15 protein-coding genes are annotated in these 14,836 nt (G+C 63.5%); 4 read left to right on the plus strand and 11 right to left on the minus strand.

Annotated elements, in window-relative coordinates:
- Window positions 1–3: 3 nt before the first annotated feature.
- The 9 genes from GM909_RS15975 to GM909_RS16015 all read right to left on the minus strand — a co-directional run bounded on the left by GM909_RS15975 (window position 4) and on the right by GM909_RS16015 (window position 9,741).
- Entirely contained in the window at window positions 4–1,632 is a 1,629-nt protein-coding gene (locus GM909_RS15975; RefSeq protein WP_157017573.1) for an ABC transporter ATP-binding protein, read from the minus strand.
- A 160-nt stretch (window positions 1,633–1,792) separates the two neighbouring features.
- Window positions 1,793–2,029 carry a hypothetical protein gene (locus GM909_RS15980; RefSeq protein WP_157017575.1) on the minus strand — a complete coding sequence of 79 codons (237 nt, stop codon included), beginning with the start codon at window positions 2,027–2,029 and terminating at the stop codon, window positions 1,793–1,795.
- Window positions 2,030–2,086: 57 nt separating this feature from the next.
- Window positions 2,087–2,476 carry a type II toxin-antitoxin system VapC family toxin gene (locus GM909_RS15985; protein ID WP_157017577.1) on the minus strand — a complete coding sequence of 130 codons (390 nt, stop codon included), beginning with the start codon at window positions 2,474–2,476 and terminating at the stop codon, window positions 2,087–2,089.
- Window positions 2,473–2,721, minus strand: coding sequence for a type II toxin-antitoxin system VapB family antitoxin (locus tag GM909_RS15990; protein ID WP_198174285.1), 249 nt, complete (start codon window positions 2,719–2,721; stop codon window positions 2,473–2,475). The genes GM909_RS15985 and GM909_RS15990 overlap by 4 nt, the downstream gene beginning before the upstream one ends.
- Before the next feature lie 49 nt (window positions 2,722–2,770).
- Window positions 2,771–3,919 carry an ABC transporter permease gene (locus GM909_RS15995; protein ID WP_157017581.1) on the minus strand — a complete coding sequence of 383 codons (1,149 nt, stop codon included), beginning with the start codon at window positions 3,917–3,919 and terminating at the stop codon, window positions 2,771–2,773.
- On the minus strand, window positions 3,919–5,019 hold the full coding sequence (locus tag GM909_RS16000; RefSeq protein ID WP_157017583.1) for a microcin C ABC transporter permease YejB: 1,101 nt from the start codon (window positions 5,017–5,019) through the stop codon (window positions 3,919–3,921). Before GM909_RS16000 ends, GM909_RS15995 begins: the two co-directional genes overlap by 1 nt.
- A 27-nt stretch (window positions 5,020–5,046) precedes the next feature.
- The gene (locus GM909_RS16005; RefSeq protein ID WP_407941307.1) at window positions 5,047–6,936 is read right to left on the minus strand and encodes an extracellular solute-binding protein; all 1,890 of its coding nucleotides are present in this window, start codon (window positions 6,934–6,936) and stop codon (window positions 5,047–5,049) included.
- Window positions 6,933–8,801, minus strand: coding sequence for an extracellular solute-binding protein (locus tag GM909_RS16010; protein ID WP_407941308.1), 1,869 nt, complete (start codon window positions 8,799–8,801; stop codon window positions 6,933–6,935). The genes GM909_RS16005 and GM909_RS16010 overlap by 4 nt, the downstream gene beginning before the upstream one ends.
- A 208-nt stretch (window positions 8,802–9,009) precedes the next feature.
- Window positions 9,010–9,741 (minus strand): c-type cytochrome, encoded by a 732-nt coding sequence (locus tag GM909_RS16015; protein ID WP_157017585.1) that lies wholly within the window; start codon window positions 9,739–9,741, stop codon window positions 9,010–9,012.
- A 175-nt stretch (window positions 9,742–9,916) separates the two neighbouring features.
- On the opposite strand from GM909_RS16015, the gene GM909_RS16020 reads away from it, so the two are divergent.
- The 4 genes from GM909_RS16020 (at window position 9,917) to GM909_RS16035 (ending at window position 13,357) form a co-directional block, all read left to right on the plus strand.
- Window positions 9,917–10,657 carry a 3-deoxy-manno-octulosonate cytidylyltransferase gene (locus GM909_RS16020; RefSeq protein ID WP_157017587.1) on the plus strand — a complete coding sequence of 247 codons (741 nt, stop codon included), beginning with the start codon at window positions 9,917–9,919 and terminating at the stop codon, window positions 10,655–10,657.
- 6 nt (window positions 10,658–10,663) lie between these two features.
- Complete coding sequence (locus tag GM909_RS16025; protein WP_157017589.1) at window positions 10,664–11,533, plus strand: prephenate dehydratase; 870 nt, start codon at window positions 10,664–10,666, stop codon at window positions 11,531–11,533.
- Window positions 11,534–11,554: 21 nt separating this feature from the next.
- On the plus strand, window positions 11,555–12,490 hold the full coding sequence (locus tag GM909_RS16030; RefSeq protein ID WP_157017591.1) for a DMT family transporter: 936 nt from the start codon (window positions 11,555–11,557) through the stop codon (window positions 12,488–12,490).
- 63 nt (window positions 12,491–12,553) lie between these two features.
- The gene (locus GM909_RS16035; RefSeq protein ID WP_157017593.1) at window positions 12,554–13,357 is read left to right on the plus strand and encodes an adenylate/guanylate cyclase domain-containing protein; all 804 of its coding nucleotides are present in this window, start codon (window positions 12,554–12,556) and stop codon (window positions 13,355–13,357) included.
- Window positions 13,358–13,372: 15 nt separating this feature from the next.
- Here GM909_RS16035 and nudC read toward each other — a convergent pair whose 3' ends face one another.
- Together nudC and GM909_RS16045 are read right to left on the minus strand one after the other, a co-directional pair.
- Window positions 13,373–14,320, minus strand: coding sequence for an NAD(+) diphosphatase (gene nudC / locus GM909_RS16040; RefSeq protein WP_157017595.1), 948 nt, complete (start codon window positions 14,318–14,320; stop codon window positions 13,373–13,375).
- A 23-nt stretch (window positions 14,321–14,343) separates the two neighbouring features.
- Window positions 14,344–14,763, minus strand: coding sequence for an HIT family protein (locus GM909_RS16045; protein ID WP_157017597.1), 420 nt, complete (start codon window positions 14,761–14,763; stop codon window positions 14,344–14,346).
- Between the last annotated feature and the right edge of the window lie 73 nt (window positions 14,764–14,836).

Raw genomic sequence — 14,836 nt, forward strand, 5'->3', positions numbered from 1 at the left:
ATTCTATTGGCTGACGACGCCCGCCGGCGCCGCCTCGATGTCGAACGCCGCGGCAATGAGCGCCCTGGTATAGTCGGTCCGCGGCTCTTCGAAGATCTGCTGGCAGGGACCGAATTCCATCACCTTGCCATTGCGCATGACGACGACCTCGTTGGCAAGCGCGCGCACTACCTTCAAGTCATGGCTGATGAACAGATAGGCCAGATTGTGCTTTTTTTGCAGATCACGCAGCAGGTCGACCACCTGCGCCTGCACGCTCATGTCCAATGCCGAGGTGGGCTCGTCGAGCATGACGAATTTCGGCTTGAGCACCATGGCCCGGGCAATCGCGATGCGCTGGCGCTGGCCGCCGGAAAATTCGTGCGGATAGCGGTACCGTGTCTCGGGATCGAGGCCGACTTCCTGCAACACTGCGACAACGCGGTCGTCACGCTCGTCTGGCGACAGCTTCGGCTCGTGAATGCGCAAGCCTTCCTCGATGATCTCGGTCACCGACATGCGGGGGCTGAGCGAGCCGAACGGGTCCTGGAAGACGATCTGGATCTCGCGGCGCAAGGGACGCATCTGGGAAAGGGAGAGACGGTCGATGGATTGGCCGCGGAAATCGATCTGGCCTTTCGAGGCGATCATGCGGCAGAGCGCCAGGCCGAGCGTCGTCTTGCCCGATCCCGACTCGCCGACGATACCCAGCGTCTGCCCTGCCCGCACCGTCGCGTCGATCCCGTCGACGGCCTTGACGTGGTCCACCACACGGCGAAAGAAGCCCTTCTTGATCGGGAACCAGACCTTGACGTCGCTGCCGGTCATGACGCTCTCGGCATCCGGGTCGGCTGCCGGCGGCTGGCCTTTCGGTTCGGCGGCGAGCAGGTGGCGCGTGTAGTCGTGCTGCGGATTGTCGAATATTTCGCCCGTCGGGCCGTGCTCGACGATCTTGCCCTTCGTCATCACGCAGACACGGTCGGCAATGCGCCGCACGATGCCCAGATCGTGGGTGATGAAGAGCACCGACATGTCGTTCCTGGCCTTGAGCCGGTCGAGCAGTTCCAGGATCTGCGCCTGCACCGTGACGTCGAGCGCCGTGGTCGGCTCGTCGGCGATCAGCAGCGACGGCTCGTTGGCCAGCGCCATGGCGATCATGACACGCTGGCGCTGGCCGCCGGACAATTGGTGCGGATAGGCGCCGAGCCTCTTTTCGGCATCGCGGATTCCGACCTCTTCGAGCAGTTCAAGCGTGCGCTCGCGCGCCCGGGCTTCGCCCATGCCCTGATGCACCTTCAGGATCTCGCCGATCTGCTGCTCGATCGTGTGCAGCGGATTGAGCGACGTCATCGGCTCCTGGAAGATCATGGTGATCTTGCTGCCGCGCACGCGCCTGAGCTCGGCCTCGCCGGCGGCAAGAAGGTCGTGCCCGTTAAACAGGATCTCACCGGAGGGATGGCTGGCCGACGGATAGGAGAGAAGCTTGAGCACCGAAAGCGCGGTGACCGACTTGCCGGAGCCCGACTCGCCGACGAGCGCCACCGTCTCGCCCGGGGCGATGTCGAAGGAGACGCGGTCGACGGCAAGGTTCTCCGCCCCGCCTTGGGTAAAGGCGACGGACAGATCGCGTACGGATAGGAGAGGGGCTTCCATTAGGGCCGACTTTCCAGGATTGCTTCAAGCATATCGGTTGTAGGAGCCATAGTTTTCAGATTCGCCGCGGTTGCGGCAGCATGCCGCTGCCGTTCATTCCGGCCTTCGCCAAGCTCAATGAATATGTTGGTATCCAGGTAAAGGCGTCGAATGGACCCCATCAATAATCCCACTCGTCGCGCAACTCGCGTATGCGATCGACCGCTTCTTCCATCGTCACGCCGCGCGCATTGGCGCGCGCATCACGCAGGGACTTCAGAAGCTCTTCGCGGGTCATCGGAGGGCGCAGCGCTTCTTCCTCGATGGTGATCTTCACCGACGCATCCGACGCTATGTCGCCACGCAGTTCTTCCGGCAGCTTCGAAGCGGGGTAGTGCTCAAGGACGATCTTGTTCATGGTCTCGAACCTGCGGTTCCGATGCTTCCTGCATAGTAGACATTTCCACGCGCCACTTCAAAGCGCAGCCTCGACATCGGTGTGGCGGAAATCGTCGCCCTTGAACAGGAGCGGCTCGCCACGCGCCTTGGCCAGCGCATAGGCGAAGCAATCGCCGAGATTGAGCCTGGCCTTGTGGTTGCCCTTGCCGAACTTCTTGAACGCCCCGCGGGCGAGCTGGGCCTGCTCCGGGCCCACAGTTGCGATTCCCATCCCGAGCTTGCCCATCAACGGCTCAAGCATTTCGGAAGCTTCCGGCATGGAGCCGCGGTCTATGCGCAGACACACTTCGAGGTAGTTCACCGGCGATATCTCCACTGGCGATGATCGTGCGATCACCGCCCGGAAATGCTTGCGCTCCGGTTCGTCCAACAAAATGGCCAGCAGAGCCGATGCGTCGACGATCACTTTGGCAGTCCCCATTCGTCGTACAGGTCGGAATGATCGCTTGTTACACCTGGTGGCGGTGGCGGTATCCTGGCGAGTATTTCATCGACCTGCCTCATCTTTTCGGCCACGTCCCGCTCACGCCTCAACCGCTCGATCTTCTCCTCCAAAGCGCCCTGGATCGCCGAGGTCATTGTCTCACCCGTTTCAGCCGCCAGATCCTTGGCCAACTGTTCGACCCTGGGGTTCTTGATGTTCATGCCCATGACAACCTCCATGGTAGAAACTTGGCCATATTATACCATTTGTGCAAGCTCACCGGAACGTCTTCCGCGGATCGAAGGCGTCGCGCGTGGCCTCGCCGATGAAGATCAGCAGCGACAGCATGAGCGAGATGACAATGAAGCCGGAGATGCCGAGCCACGGCGCATTCAGGTTCTGCTGGCCCTGCCTCAGGAGTTCGCCCAGCGACGCGGAACCCGGCGGCAGGCCGAAGCCGAGGAAATCGAGCGACGTCAGTGTCGTGATCGACCCGTTCAAGATGAAAGGCAGGAAGGTGAGCGTGGCCACCATGGCGTTGGGCAGGAGGTGGCGGAACATGATCGTCAGGTTCGATACGCCGAGCGCCCGGGCGGCGTTGACATATTCGAAATTGCGTGCGCGCAGGAACTCCGCCCGCACCACGCCGACAAAGGCGACCCAGGAAAACAGCAGCATGATGCCAAGCAGGATCCAGAATCCGGGCGGCAGAACGGCGGCAATGATCAGGATCAGGTAGAGCACGGGAATGGACGACCAGATCTCGATGAAGCGCTGGAAGAGGAGATCGGTCCAGCCGCCGAAATAGCCCTGCACCGCGCCGGCCGCCACGCCGATGATGGCGGAAAAGAGGGTCAGCGCCAGGCCGAACAGCACCGATATGCGGAAGCCGTAGATGACGCGGGCAGCCACGTCGCGCGTCTGGTCGTCCGTACCCAGCCAGTTCCAATTGCCGAGCGTGCAGCCGGGATCCTCGACGCCAAGGGGATAGCGGTTGCAGCGCGTCTCGCGGTCATACATCCATGACGGCCTGGCGGGCGCGGCCTCGGGAATCTCGTTGTTGACGGTGCGGTAGGAGTAGCGGATCGGCGGCCAGACCAGCCAACCATTGGCTTCGATCTCCTCGTGGATCACCGGATCGCGGTAATCGGTGACGGCGAGGAAGCCGCCGAACTTTTCTTCCGGATAGTCGACCAGCACCGGAAACAGGATCTCGCCCTTGTAGGAGGCGATGATCGGCTTGTCGTTGGCGATGAACTCGGCACCGAGCGACAGGACGAAGAGCACCAGGAAGATCCAGAGCGACCAGTAGCCGCGCCGGTTGGCCTTGAAGTTCTGCCAGCGTCGCTGGTTCAGCGGTGAGATCCACGGCCGGCGTGGCCGCGCTCCGGCCTGCGGAACGGTTGGGGCGGCGACCCGTTCCATCACACGTCCCTCCGTTCGAAGTCGATGCGCGGGTCGATCCAGGTATAGGTGAGGTCGGCGAGAAGGCTGACGAACAGGCCGATCAGCGAGAATATATAGAGATTGGCGAAGACCACGGGATAGTCGCGATCAAGCACCGAGCGGAAGCCGAGCAGGCCGAGCCCGTCGAGCGAGAAGATGTTCTCGATCAGCAGCGAGCCGGTGAAGAAGGCCGAGATGAAGGCACCGGGAAAGCCGGCGATGATGATCAGCATCGCGTTGCGGAACACGTGACCGTAGAGCACCTGCCGCTCGGTCAGCCCCTTGGCCCGCGCGGTCGTCACATATTGCTTGCGGATCTCGTCGAGGAAGGAGTTCTTGGTCAAGAGCGTCGTCGTGGCAAAGGCCGACATCACCATGGCAGTCAGGGGCAGCGTTATGTGCCACAGATAGTCGACGATCCTCGCGGGCCAGGACAGTTCGTGCCAGTTGTCGGAGACCAGGCCGCGCAACGGGAACCAGTCGTAGAACGAGCCGCCGGCAAACAGCACCATCAACAGGATGGCGAATAGGAATCCCGGAATCGCATAGCCGACGATGACGATGCCGCTCGTCCAGATGTCGAAGGCCGATCCGTCCTTGACCGCCTTGCGAATGCCGAGCGGGATCGAGATCAGGTAGGAAAGAAATGTAATCCACAGGCCGAGAGAGATCGACACCGGCATCTTTTCAACGATCAGGTCGACGACCGAGATGTCGCGGAAGAAGCTCTCGCCGAAATCGAACCGGGCATAGTCCCAGATCATCTTGAAGAAGCGCTCGAGCGGCGGCTTGTCGAAGCCGAACTGCTCCTCGAGTTGTTTGATGAATTCGGGGTCGAGACCCTGCGCCCCGCGATATTTGGACGAGTACTCCCCGCCCGTATCGAAGCTCTGGTTGCCGACGTCCCCGCCGGCTCCGGAAATGCGGTCGGTGGCGTCTCCGGCCTGGCCGGTGACCTTGGCGATCACCTGCTCGACCGGACCGCCCGGCGCGAACTGAATCACGGCAAAAGAGATCGCCATGATGCCGAACAGCGTCGGGATCATCAACAACAGGCGTCTGAGGATATAGGCGCCCATCAGATGAAGGCCCCGGTCGTGGCGTTCTCAACCCTTGCCAATTGCCTTCGCCTTCTCAAGATCGGCCCACCAAAGCGCTTCCACCGGAAAGCCGTAATCCGGCTTCGGTTCCTTGAAGCCGAACATGTCCCAGAAAGCGGCCCGGTGATTCGCCGCATGCCAATTTGGAATCCAGTCGCGCCGCGCGCGCAAGACCCGGTCGAGCGCCCGCATGGCGGTGGTGAATGTGGAGCGGTCTCCGGCCTGGGCGGCAATCTCGATCAGCGCGTCGACGGCCGGGTCGCTGGTTCCGGGAAAGTTGCGCGAGCCGGAAATCTCGGCGGCGCGCGAATGAAACAGATTGGACAGCGATTCGCCGGTCGGCGTGGCGGCAAAGGCCGCCGCCATCCCGACCATGTCGAAGTCGAAATCAAGCTGGCGCGCCTGGAATTGTGCCGCATCGACAAGCCGGATCGAGGCGTCGATGCCGATGGCCCGCATATTCTCGACAAAGGGCGTGTTGGCGCGCACGAAAACCTGGTCCTGAACCAGGATCTCCACCGCCATGACCTCGCCGGCTTCGTTGCGCAGCAGGCCGTCCCGGCGCGTCCAGCCGGCTTCCGTCAAAAGGCGGGCCGCCTTGCCGAGCAGCTTGCGGTCACGGCCGGAGCCGTCCGAGACCTCCATGGTGACGGCTTCGCCGAACGCTTCGTCGGGGATTCGGCCGCGGAATTTTTCCAGGAGCGCCAGTTCCTCGGGCGACGGCATACCCTCGGCCATGTAAGGCGAACGCTCGAAGGTCGATTGCGAGCGCTCATAGGCGCCGTAGAAAAGATTCTGCCGGGTCCATTCGAAGTCGAAGCACAGGCTGATCGCGTGCCGCACGCGGGAATCGGCGAAGCGCGAACGGCGCTGATTGAGCGCCCAGGCCTGCATGATCGGGCTCTTCTCGGCCGGAAATTCGCGCTTGACCACCTTGCCGTCCCGGATCGCCGGGAAGTCGTATCCGGTCGCCCAGACCCGCGAGGTGAATTCCTGGCGATAGAGAACATTGCCCTTCTTGAAGGCTTCGAAGGCGGCCTGGCGTTCGCGATAGAATTCGATGCGGATGCGCCCGAAATTGTAAAGTCCGCGATTGACCGGAAGGTCGCGGGCCCAATAATCCTCGACCCGGTCATACTCGATGTAGCGCCCTGCCGCGAAGCGCCCGACCTTGTAGGGTCCGGAGCCGAGCGGCGGCTCGAGCTGCGAGCTGTCGAAGGGATGCTCGGAATAGAACGCCTTCGACACGATCGGCAGCGTCGCAACGCTGAGAATGGAGCGTTGCGAATGCTCGCCCGTGAAGACGAGCCGCACGTTCCGTTCGTCCTGCGCCACGGCATCCTCGAGCTCGCGCAGGGCGATCACGAGGCTGGCATGGCCTTTGTCCTTGAAGGTCAGATAGGTGAAGGCGACGTCGGCGGCCGTCACCGGCGTGCCGTCGTGGAAACGCGCCTCGGATCGCAAGCGGAAGACATAGCTCTTGCCGTCGTCACCGATCGTCACGCTCTCGGCGAGCAGCCCGTAAATGGCGTCGGGTTCGTCAATCGCCCGGACCATCAGGCTGTCGAAGCACATTTCCATGCGCTGCGGCGCGTCGCCGCGCCGGGCAAAGGTGTTGAGCGTGTTGAAGGTCAGCGGGTTCTGGTTGAAGACCCAGTTCGGCGGCATGAAGTTGAATGTCCCGCCCTTCGGCGCCTCCGGGCTGGCATAGTCGAAATGAGTGAAGTCGGGGCCGTATTTCAGGTCGCCGAAGGCGGACAGACCGTGCAGGGGCTTGCCTGTTTCAACGCCGGCGAACCCCCTCGCGGGCACGACAGAAGCGGCGAGCGCACCGCCGAAAAGGGCCAGGAACCGCCGGCGCGTGAGACCATTGATCGTCGATCGAAGCAAGGTCAGTTCTGGCTCCTGTATTTGGCCGCAAGCGCGGCCTCCCTTTCCGGGTCGATCCACCAGGAATCGATGTCCACGCCGACATAGGCGGGCTGCTTTTCCGGTAAGCCGAACTTGTTCCAGTAGGCAAGCCACAGCTCCGAGCGGTGCCACTGGGGCACGACATAGAAATTCCACAACAGCACCCGATCGATCGCCCGGGTGGCGGCGATCAGGTCGTCGCGATCCTCGGCATAGATGACGCGTTCGACAAGCGCGTCGACGACCGGGTTCTTGATGCCGGCGAGATTGCGCGAACCCTGCACGTCGGCGGCCTGCGAGCCCCAGAACTCGCGCTGCTCGTTGCCCGGCGACGCCGACTGGGCGAACTGGCCGGTGATCACGTCGAACTCGAAGCCGCGCACGCGGTTGATATATTGCGAGGTGTCGACGATGCGCAGCGACGCATCGATGCCGAGCTTGCGCAGCGTGGCGATGAAGGCCCCAGAGATCGTCTCGTCGGTCGGTCCGCGTCCGAGAATGGTGAAGGCAAACTGCTTGCCCGTCTCCTCATTGACCATCCGGCCATTCTTGATGACCCAGCCGGCCTCGGCGAACAGTTTCACCGCGCGGCGCAGATGTTGGCGCTCGGTCTGCGGCGAATCGTAGACCGGCAGCTTGAACTCTTCCGTGAACATTTCCGGCGGCAACTGGTCGCGATATTGCTCCAGGATCTCCAGTTCCTTGCCCTGCGGCAGGCCGGAGGAGGCAAGCTCGCCGCCCTCGAAATAGCTGTCCGTGCGCGTGTTCTGACCATAGAACAGATTGCGATTCATGCTCTCGAAGTCGAACGCCACGGTCAGCGCCTGGCGCACCTTGCGGTCCTGGAACTGCGGGCGGCGCAGATTGAGGACGAAAGCCTGCATCGGTTCGCCCGATTCGGTCGGGAATTCGCGCTTGACGACGTCGCCTTCCTCGAAGGCCGGGAAGTCGTACTCGACCGACCATCGCCGCGAGCTGTTCTCCGGGCGGATGTCTTCCAGCCCACCCTTGGTGAAGGCCTGCCATTCGGCGTTCTCGTCCTGGATGTAGATGTATTTGCGCCGATCGAAATTGTAACGCCCGACATTGACCGGCAGGTCGGCCGCCCAATAATCCTCCACCCGTTCCCAGACGATCTCCGAGCCGGGCCGGAAGCTGGCAATGCGGTAGGGGCCCGAGCCGAGCGGCTTTTCAAGCGTCGGCCGGGTGATGTCGCGCGTCTTGCCATTTGCGTCCGTGCCCGTCCACCAATGCTTCGGCAGGACCGGCAAGTCGCCGATGATATGCGGCAGCTCGCGGTTGCCGGTCTGGTCGAACGTGAACAGGATCTCGCGCTGCGAAATCGCCTTGGCCTCGGTGACGCTGGAGAAATAGCGGTTGAAGTTGGGGCTGGTCTCCTTGAGCACATCGAAGGACCACACGACGTCTTCGGCCGAAATCGGCTCGCCGTCATGCCAGCGCGCCTTGGAATTGAGGCGGTATGTCGCGGAGGAATAGTCGTCGGGATGGGTGAAGGCCTCGGCAATCAGCGGGTGGCTGGTGCCGGGCTCGTCGGTCGATTGCTGCATCAGCGTGTCCCAGAGGAAGCCGCCGAAGAAGTTGAGACCGGCAGCCGCCGTACCGCGCACGATGAAGGGATTGAAACTGTCGAAGGTGCCCGAAGAGACCGAATTGAGCGTTCCGCCCTTCGGCGCATCGGGTTTGACGTAGTCGTAATGCTGGAAATCGTCGCCGTACCTGGACTCGCCGATCAGCGAGCTTGTGGAGCGCCACTCTTCCGCCGCCGCAGCGGAGCAGGACAAAAGCAGCGCCGCCATCGTCAGGCGCACCGCGCGAGCCGCCATGTGCACGTCCATTATTGCTCCCCTTCGTTCTCATTTCCAATGTAGCCCGCGAATGACGGCTGAAAACCCTGTGAGGCTTTCCCATTGGAGCGAATGTGACAATTGTCCGGGAAATTGGGAGGACAAAAGTCAGAATCGCTGTGCCACTCGTGACCCTAACAAGAAAAAGCCGGGCTGAACCCGGCTTTTTCGTGGAGAACAGATTACAATTTCGTCACTGAGCGGCGGGCTCTTCGGCCTCGGGCGCCGTTTCCTGCGTCTCGGCGGGCGCATCGGTCGATGCGTCATCTCCGTTCGCCGCCGGCTCTTCGGCGGCAGGCTGTTCGCCCTCTGGTGCCGCTTCCTGGGCCGCGGCCGGGTCTTCCCCGGTGGCCGCCTCGGCCGCCTCCGGCTCCTCGACCTCAGGCAACGGCGCGGGGTCGTCGGAGAGCGTGCGCAGATAGGCGATCAGATTGGCCCGTTCCTCGGGCCGCTTGACGCCGGCAAAGGCCATCGCCGTGCCCTTCACATAATTCCTCGGGCCTTCCAGGAAATGGTCGAGATGCTCGTAATCCCAGTGCACGGAATGGTCTTCGGAGAACTCCGTCATCCCCCCGGAATAGGAAAACCCTTCATGCGAGGCGATCGGGCGGTTGACGATATTCCACAGATTGGGGCCGACCTTGTTGGCGCCGCCATTTTCGGCGGTGTGACAGGCCACGCATTTCTTGAACACGGCTTCGCCGGCCGACGCGTCGGCCGAGGCCAGACGAACCGCAATGGGTTCGACCGACGGCCCCTCATCCGCGGCGCCACCTTCCTCCGGCTCGGCGGCGACGACCTCGAAGCCCGGCTTTTCGGGCGCCGGGCTGGCGAATATCGAGTCCGACACGATGCCGATCGAGAAGACGACGAAGGCCGCGCCGAGCAGCCCGCCGAGCAGCTTGTTCAGTTCGAAGGAATCCATTTGCTCCGATAGCTCCTGAAGACTGCCGGCCCCTCCGGCATGCCTGTGGTCCCGCCGGCCGCGGCCGGTAAAATCGCGCGGAAGCTAGGTCTTTTGCTTCTGGGTTGCAACACATATAAGGGCCTTTCCTAGTGAGACCTTTTGCCACCTGCCCGACCTCGATTTACGACGGCCCATGTCCAATCTGATCCTCATTCCGGCCCGCATGGCCTCGCAGCGCCTGCCGGGCAAGCCATTGGCCGATATCGCCGGCAAACCGATGATCGTGCATGTCGCCGACCGCGCGGCGGCGAGTGGGCTGGGGCGCGTCGTGGTGGCCACAGACAGCGCCGAGGTACACGACGCCGTCACCGCGGCGGGTCACGAGGCGATCATGACGCGCGACGACCATCAGTCGGGGTCCGACCGCATCCACGAGGCGCTGGAGCTTGTCGATCCGGAAGGCCAGGCCGATGTCGTGGTCAATGTTCAGGGCGATCTGCCGACGATCGACCCGCAATTGATCGCCGCCGCGCTGGAACCGTTCGACGATCCCTCCACCGACATTGCGACACTGGGTGTCGAGATCGAGCGCGAGGAGGAAAAGACCAATCCCAACGTGGTCAAGATCGTCGGCTCGCCGATCGGCCCCGGCCGTCTGCGGGCGCTCTATTTCACCCGCGCCACCGCGCCCTGGGGCGATGGCCCGCTTTACCACCACATCGGGCTTTATGCCTATCGCCGAGCCGCGCTGAAGCGTTTCGTTGCGCTCAAGCCGTCGCCGCTGGAACTGCGCGAGCGGCTGGAACAGTTGCGTGCGCTCGAAGCGGGCATGCGCATCGACGTGCAACTGGTGCGCACCGCGCCGCTCGGCGTCGACACGGCGGAAGACCTCGAGCGCGCGCGCCAAATCATCGCATCCACCGAAAATGGCTGAGCAGACATGACATCAGGGACCAACAAGATTGCCTTTCAGGGCGAGCCGGGAGCCAATTCCGACACGGCCTGCCGCGACATGTTTCCCGACATGGAGCCCCTGCCCTGCCCGACCTTCGAGGATGCGTTCAATGCCGTGGAAACCGGCAAGGCCGATCTGGCGATGATCCCGATCGAGAACACCATCGCCGGTCGCGTCGCCGATATCCACCATCTGCTTCCCGAATCGCGCCTGCACATCGTCGGCGAATATTTCCTGCCGATCCATTTTCAGCTGATGGTGCTGCCCGGCACCGAGCTTGACGACATCAAGGCCGTCTACAGCCACATCCACGCGCTCGGCCAGTGCCGCAAGGTCATCCGCCGCCACCGCTGGAAGCCGATGGTCGCCGGCGACACGGCGGGCGCGGCGCGCCTCGTCGCCGAGGACGGCGAACCGGCCAACGCAGCGCTTGCGCCACGGCTGGCGGCCAAGCTTTACGGCCTGGATATCGTCGCCGAGAATGTCGAGGACACCGACAACAACGTGACCCGCTTCGTGGTCTTGTCGAAGACGAAGCAATGGGCGCCACGCCATGATCCCGACAAGAAGATGATGACGACCTTCATCTTCCGCGTGCGCAACGTGCCGGCCGCTCTCTACAAGGCCATGGGCGGCTTCGCCACGACCGGCGTCAACATGACCAAGCTGGAAAGCTACCAGCTCGGCGGCAAGTTCTTCTCCTCGCTGTTTTACGCCGATGTCGAGGGTCACCCGGAAGACCGCAATGTCGCGCTGGCGCTCGAAGAGCTGCAGTTCTTCTCGCGCGAGGTGCGCATTCTCGGCGTCTACGAGCAGCATCCCTTCCGCGAGACGCAGAGCGAGGAAGAAGACTGATTTGGACCGGACCAAAGCCACATGACGGCCGACCGCCCGCTTCTCGGCATTCTCCTCATGGTTGGGTTCTGCGCGATGGCGCCGCTGGGCGATTCCATTGCCAAGATCCTTGGCGACACGATTCCGTTGCTGCAGCTTCTGCTCGTGCGCTTTGCCGCGCAGTCGGTCCTTCTTCTGCCGTTCATCCGGTGGGGCGGCCATAGCCTGCGGGTGACGCCGCGCGTGCTCAAGCTGACGGCGATCCGCACGCTGCTGCACATTGCCGGCATCGGCTCGCTCTTCGCCGCGCTGCGTTATCTGCCGCTCGCCGATGCCACGGCGATCGCCTTCGTCATGCCCTTCATCATGCTGCTTCTGGGGCATTTCGTGCTGCAAGAGGAGGTCGGGCCCCGTCGCCTGGCAGCCTGCGCGGTCGGCTTCATCGGCACCCTTCTGGTCATTCAGCCGAGCTTCGTCGAAGTCGGCTGGCCGGCGCTGCTGCCCCTGCTCGTCGCGCTTTCCTTCGCCTTCTACATGCTCGTCAGCCGGCAGGTGGCCAAGGAATGCGAGCCGATGGTGCTGCAGACGATCAGCGGCATGATGGCGACGGCCGGCCTTGCCGCCCTGGCTATCTTGACGTTCGGCAGCGACATACCGGCCCTCGGGATGATCCGGCCGCAGCCGCGCGACGCCTTTCTCCTGGCAGCGATCGGCATCATGGGAACCTTCGCCCACCTGCTCATGACCTGGTCGCTGCGCTTCGCGCCCTCGGCGACGCTGGCGCCGATGCAGTATCTCGAAATTCCCTTTGCCACCTTTTTCGGATGGCTGATCTTCCACGACCTGCCCGACGGCCTGGCCGCGCTCGGCATCGCGATCACGATGGGCGCGGGGCTTTATGTCATCTACCGCGAGCGGGTTGCCGCATCCATGCCGCACCGGCCGGCCGCCGATGGCCCCTTCGCCGGCCAAGGCTGACCGATCGCTTCAAAAAGGGACACCCGCGTCCCGTTGTGCTACGCTTCGGCCAAGGTAGCGGCCATGAATAAGCCCCCGGGAGCAAATGCGGATACGCAGGAGCAGTGGCGCGAAGTCCTGACGAAGGGCCACCCGCGCCTGAAGTTCCTCCAGCGCTGCATGCGGCACCTGCCCGGCCCGCCGCGCTGCAAGATCTGCAACAATCCCTTCGGCGGTGCCGGCGGTTATGTTTGCCGCATGGCGGGATTTCGCCCGTCAAGGAAGAACCCGCGCATCTGCGCCGCATGCTGCGAGGACATGCCGCTGGGCGGCGCCGAGATCGAGACCGCGATCCTTTTCGCCGATATCCGCAACTCCACCGCTCTTGCCGAAAGGCTGGGACCGACCGCCTATGCGGAGGCACTCAACCGCTTTTACGCCACGGCGACCGACGTGCTGGTCCGCCATGATGCGACGGTCGACAAGCTGATAGGCGACGAGGTGATGGCCTTCTTCATCCCAGGCTTTGCCGGCCCCGATTTCAAGCAGGCCGCCATCCGGGGCGGAATACGCCTGCTCGAGAAGCTGGGCTATGGCAACGGCGAGCCGTTGCTGCCGGTCGGTGTCGGGATCGACGCCGGCGTCGCCTTTGTCGGCAATGTCGGCGGCGAGGATTTCATCGATTTCACCGTGCTCGGCGATCCTGTCAACAGAGCCGACCGCATCCAGGCGCTCGCGGCGTCCGGCGAAATCCTCGTCAGCCCCTCCGCCTTTGAGGCGGTCGCAGACGCCTATCCCGACTGCCGGCCGCGGACGTTCGAACTGCGCGGCAAGTCCGAGCCGGTCAGCCTCTATTCGCTGCCACTCCAATCCCCCGCAACGACCTGAATCGCCGCGGCCGTCTCACGAATCGCTTTCGGCCCAGGCCTTGATCAGGTGGTGCGCGATGGCCCCCGGCGGGGGGACGGCAAGGCCGTCGCGATGCGTCCCCGACAGCATGGCGCGAACCTCCTCGCGGGGGAACCAGCGGCAATCCTCCAACTCATCCTCGTCGCGTCGTATGTCGCGGTCGAGCGCCTCGCCGAAGCAGCCGATCATCAGCGAATGCGGGAACGGCCAGGGCTGGCTGGCATGGTAGACGACGCGGCCAATGCGCAGGCCGGACTCCTCGAAAGTCTCGCGCCTGACCGCGTTCTCGATCGTCTCGCCGGGCTCGATGAAGCCGGCGAGACAGGAATACATGTTCGGCTGGAAATGCGGGCTGCGGCCGAGAACGCAGGCATCGGCACGCACCGCCAGCATGATCGCCACGGGATCGGTGCGCGGGAAGTGCTGGGCCTGGCAGTTCGGGCAGACGCGCTTGCAGCCGGCGGCGCGCATCTCGCTCGGATTGCCGCAGCGCGAACAGAAGCGGTGGCTGGAGTGCCAGGCGAGAAGCGATGCGGCCTGCGCCAGCGCGCCGAGATCGGCCACCGACAACAGGCCCTGGATAAAGACCGAGCGGTAGTCGATCGCCTTGATCGTATCGGGCAGAGCCTCCGGTTCGATGCCGGCTGGCGCGCCCAGCACCGGCGCGCCCGCCGCATTCCAGCCCATAAGCACGGCATGTTTCAGCTTTGCCGACAATTCCTTCGCCTGCGCGATGTCGTGCCACGGCTGCAAACCGTCCGTGCCGTGCCTGAGATAGGCGCGGCCGCCACGCATGAGCATCAGCCGCGCCGCGGGATCGGCGAGCGCCTTTGTCACACCGTCGTCTTCGCGCTTCTCCGACAGGCTCTCGATCTCGTTGCCGGCAAACCCGACGAATTGGCTCGGCTCGCGCGGCGGCGCGTCGAAAAGGCGAAACGGCATGAATTCTCCCGGATGAATATTGCCTACATCGCCTGACGCACGGCTTCGGCAAACTGATGGATATCTTCGCGGCGATAGGGCCGGCGCACGCCATGCCCCCAGACCGGGCCCGGCCAGTTCGGATCGCCTTCCGAACGCGCGATCACATGCACATGGAGCTGGCGGACCATGTTGCCCAGCGCGCCGATGTTGATCTTGGTGCAGCCGGTGACCTGCTTCAACGCCTGGGCGACCATTGTGCTCTCGAAAGTCAGCATGGTCTGATCGAGCGGGGTGAGTTCGTGCATTTCCTCCACGCCCGGGCGTTGCGGGACAAGCAGCAGCCAGGGCCAGCGGCAATCGTCCATGACCCTGAGCTCGCACAAGCCGAGCCACATGACCGGCATGCTGTCGGCATGCAGGACCTTGTCGAGCTCGAAGCCTCTTTTCTGCCCTTTGAGCATGCACGTGTTCCCGTTCGTAATGAGAAGCTAGATTGAGGCGCCTGTCGCCGCAAGACTTTCGTGCTGCGGCGCG

The organism is Mesorhizobium xinjiangense (genome assembly GCF_009749525.1).
GTDB classification, from domain to species: Bacteria; Pseudomonadota; Alphaproteobacteria; order Rhizobiales; family Rhizobiaceae; genus Mangrovimarina; species Mangrovimarina xinjiangensis.

Excerpts from the sequence above, each read along its gene's own strand:
- GM909_RS15990 (WP_198174285.1), bottom strand. The coding sequence starts at position 2,721 with ATGGGCATGAACATCAAGAACCCCAGGGTCGAACAGTTGGCCAAGGAT.
- GM909_RS15995 (WP_157017581.1), bottom strand. The coding sequence starts at position 3,919 with ATGGAACGGGTCGCCGCCCCAACCGTTCCGCAGGCCGGAGCGCGGCCA.
- GM909_RS15980 (WP_157017575.1), bottom strand. The coding sequence starts at position 2,029 with ATGAACAAGATCGTCCTTGAGCACTACCCCGCTTCGAAGCTGCCGGAA.
- GM909_RS16015 (WP_157017585.1), bottom strand. The coding sequence starts at position 9,741 with ATGGATTCCTTCGAACTGAACAAGCTGCTCGGCGGGCTGCTCGGCGCG.
- GM909_RS16035 (WP_157017593.1), top strand. The coding sequence starts at position 12,554 with ATGAATAAGCCCCCGGGAGCAAATGCGGATACGCAGGAGCAGTGGCGC.
- nudC (WP_157017595.1), bottom strand. The coding sequence starts at position 14,320 with ATGCCGTTTCGCCTTTTCGACGCGCCGCCGCGCGAGCCGAGCCAATTC.
- GM909_RS16025 (WP_157017589.1), top strand. The coding sequence starts at position 10,664 with ATGACATCAGGGACCAACAAGATTGCCTTTCAGGGCGAGCCGGGAGCC.
- GM909_RS16030 (WP_157017591.1), top strand. The coding sequence starts at position 11,555 with ATGACGGCCGACCGCCCGCTTCTCGGCATTCTCCTCATGGTTGGGTTC.
- GM909_RS16000 (WP_157017583.1), bottom strand. The coding sequence starts at position 5,019 with ATGGGCGCCTATATCCTCAGACGCCTGTTGTTGATGATCCCGACGCTG.
- GM909_RS15975 (WP_157017573.1), bottom strand. The coding sequence starts at position 1,632 with ATGGAAGCCCCTCTCCTATCCGTACGCGATCTGTCCGTCGCCTTTACC.
- GM909_RS16020 (WP_157017587.1), top strand. The coding sequence starts at position 9,917 with ATGTCCAATCTGATCCTCATTCCGGCCCGCATGGCCTCGCAGCGCCTG.
- GM909_RS16045 (WP_157017597.1), bottom strand. The coding sequence starts at position 14,763 with ATGCTCAAAGGGCAGAAAAGAGGCTTCGAGCTCGACAAGGTCCTGCAT.